This is a genomic window from Roseiarcus sp. (assembly GCF_052145395.1).
Classification (GTDB): domain Bacteria; phylum Pseudomonadota; class Alphaproteobacteria; order Rhizobiales; family Beijerinckiaceae; genus Roseiarcus.
The window spans coordinates 1-3,365 of the sequence record NZ_JBKQOT010000749.1; the positions used below are offsets into that span (position 1 = coordinate 1).

General features: G+C 68.1%; 1 protein-coding gene and 1 pseudogene. Both read right to left on the reverse strand.

Annotation, left to right across the window (positions count from 1 at the left end; genetic code table 11):
* Positions 1 to 1,735: pseudogene (locus ACLP25_RS25670) on the reverse strand (MGH1-like glycoside hydrolase domain-containing protein); the annotation flags it as partial.
* A gap of 250 nt (positions 1,736 to 1,985) precedes the next feature.
* The coding region (locus tag ACLP25_RS25675) for a putative PEP-binding protein (RefSeq protein ID WP_442471944.1) at positions 1,986 to 3,365 on the reverse strand (1,380 nt) is incomplete at its 5' end.

Sequence of the window (3,365 nt, forward strand, 5' to 3'; positions counted from 1 at the left end):
GCCGACGCCGTGCACGGCGAAGACGTCGAGCGTGTCGACCTCGAGGCGGACGCGGTACTTGAACATGACGACGCGCTGGCACAGGAGGGCCGCGAGGATGCAGCGCCATCTCGAGCATGTTGAGACAGTATTTCGCCATCCAGGCCGTGCTGTCCGACTGCTCCAGCACGCCGCCCCCGGGCAGCGCCGCCGAGCGGTCGAACGGCCCGATGTTGTCGAGTCCGAGGAACCCGCCTTCGAACACGTTATCGCCGAGCGCGTCCTTGCGGTTCACCCACCAGGTGAAGTTGATCAGCAGTTTGTGAAAGGCGCGCGCGAGGAAGTTGAAATCGCTGCTGCCGTCGATCCGGAACACCGTCAGCGCCGCCCAGGCTTGAACCGGCGGATTGACGTCGGAGAAGTCCCATTCGTAGGCCGGAAGCTGCCCGGTCGGATGCATGTACCATTCGCGATACAGCAGCAAGAGCTGATGCTTCGCCGCGGCCGGATCGACGCGCGCCAGCACCACGCAGTGGAAGGCGAGGTCCCAGGCGGCGAACCACGGGTACTCCCACTTGTCCGGCATGGCGATGATGTCGTGGGCGTTCAAGTGCCGCCATTTGCAGTCGCGCGCGGTCTGGCGCCCGGCCGGCGGCTTCGGCTCTGTCGGATCCCCGTCGAGCCAGCGCGTGACGCTGAAATGGTAGAACTGCTGGCTCCAGATCATGCCGGAGTAGGCCTGCCGCATGATCCCGGCTTCCTCATCGCCGGTGTTTGCGGGCCGCATCGCCGCGTAGAATTCGTCCGCTTCGCGCTCACGCGTCGCCAGCGCGTCGGTGAAGGATTCGGCCAGATCGAGGGAAGCGCTGCCGTCATCGCGCCCAAGCCGCAGCCGCAATTCGACCTCGCCGCCCGGCGCGACGGTCAAGCGATAGCGCGCCGCCATCTTCGTGCCGCGCCGGTCGGGGTTGACCGTCGTTGCGCCCGAAACGACGTGATCGTTGATCCCGTCCTTCGGGTAGCGCGTCTTCAACGCGCCGCCGTAGAGAAACGGGATGTTGGTCTCATTGTCGCAGAACAGAAGCTCGGGCGGCCCGCCGCTTGGCGCCGGCCCGGCCGCCAGACGCCAGGTTGCGCCGGTTTCGTCGGCGGCCGTCGCCAGCGCCTGGTCCGGGCGCGGCGACGGGGCCGCGGCGATCTCCGGCCGCGGTGCTCCTTCGTCCCACGACCACCGGTTGCGCCACCACAGCGTCGGGAGCACGTCGAGCGTCGCCGCGTCCGGGCCGGCGTTGCGGACGCGAATGCGGATGCAGAGGTCGAACGGCGCGGCCTTCGCGTAGTCGACGGCGACTCGCCAGTAGCGGCCATCGTCGAAGACGCCCGTGTCGGCGAGCTCGTATTCGCGGTCGTTCCGGTTGCGACGCGCGTTCTCCTCGCGCAGGCGCGCGTAGGGGAAGGGGCCTTGAGGGTAATGGTAGAGCCAGCTCAGCCAGGACGCGGTTGGCGCGGCGTCGACGTACCACCAGTATTCCTTGACGTCCTCGCCGTGATTGCCCTCCGGGCCCGAGAGGCCGAACAGCCGCTCCTTGAGGAACGGGTCGCGCCCGTTCCACAGCGCCAGCGCGAAGCACAGCGTCTGGCTGCGGTCTGAGACGCCCGCGAGCCCGTCCTCGCTCCAGCGATAGGCGCGCGACCTTCCGTGCTCATAGGGGAAATAGGCCCATGCCTTTCCGTCGGCGCTGTAGTCCTCGCGCACGGTTCCCCAGGCGCGTTCGCTTAAGTACGGGCCGATCGCCTTCCACGCGCCGGGGCGGTCGAGGGCGCTTTCAGCGAGCCGCTTGTGTTCGGCGGTGACGGGCGCGGATGGGGGCGCGGATGGGTCCGTCAGCTTGTCCTCCTGCCGCTCTCGGCGTTTCAGCCGAGAATGGCGTCGGACGCCTGCGACGACAAGAAAAAAGGGACGCCCGCGCGAGCGCCCCTTTCCTGTTAAGACCCAGCGGCTGCGGTCAGGCGGTCGAGTGCGCCTTGCGTCCCAGCGCCGCCTGCGCCGCGGCGAGGCGGGCGATCGGCACGCGGAAGGGCGAGCAGGACACGTAGTCGAGGTGCACCGACTCGCAGAAGGCGATCGAGGCCGGATCGCCGCCGTGCTCGCCGCAGATGCCGAGCTTGATGCCGGGCCGAGCCGCCCTGCCGCGTTCGGCGGCGATCTTGACGAGTTCGCCGACGCCGACCGTATCGATGCTGACGAACGGGTCGGCGGGCAGGAGGCCCTTGGCCGTATAGATGCCGAGGAACGATCCCGCGTCGTCGCGCGAAATGCCGAGCGTCGTCTGGGTCAGGTCGTTGGTGCCGAAGGAGAAGAATTCGGCGCTCTCGGCGATGTCGCCCGCCCGGAGGGCCGCGCGCGGCAGTTCGATCATTGTGCCGACCGAGTAGGGCACCGTCACGCCGGTTTCCTTGGCGACCGCCTCCGCCGCCGCGACGATGATCGGCTTGACCAGATCGAACTCCGGCCTGCCGAAGATGACCGGAAGCATGACCTCGGCGGTGACCGGGTTTCCGGTCTTCTTGCCTGCGATGACCGCGCCCTCGAAGATCGCGCGCGCCTGCATCTCGGCGATTTCCGGATAGCGGACCGCGAGACGAATGCCGCGGAATCCGAGCATCGGATTGAACTCGTGCAGTTCGGCCGAGATGGCGCGCAGCTTCTCGGCGGGCACGCCCATGCCCTTCGAGACCTCCTCGATCTCCGCGTCGGTCTTCGGCAGGAACTCGTGCAGCGGCGGGTCGAGCAGCCGAATCACGACTGGAAGGCCGCTCATGATCTCGAACAGATCCGCGAAGTCCTGGCGCTGCATCGGAAGGAGCTTGGCGAGCGCGGCGCGCCGCCCCTCCTCGTTGTCGGACAGGATCATCTCGCGCATCGCGACGATCCGGTCGCCCTCGAAGAACATGTGCTCGGTGCGGCACAGGCCAATGCCCTCGGCGCCGAACTCTTTGGCGTGGCGCGCATCCTCGGGCGTCTCGGCGTTGGCGCGCACTTTCATGCGCCTTACCGCGTCGGCCCAGCCCATGAGGATGGCGAAATCGCCGCTGACCTCCGGCTTGATCATCGGCACCGCGCCCTGGATCACCTCGCCCCTCGCGCCGTCGATGGTGATGACGTCGCCCTTCTTGAGCGTGACGCCGCCGGCGGTCATCGTCTCCTTCACATAGTCGATGCGGATCGTGCCCGCCCCCGCGACGCATGGCTTGCCCATGCCGCGCGCGACGACGGCCGCGTGCGAGGTCATGCCGCCGCGCGTGGTCAAAATGCCCTCGGCGGCGTGCATGCCGCCAATGTCCTCAGGCGAGGTTTCGACGCGAACCAGGATGGTCTTGCGGCC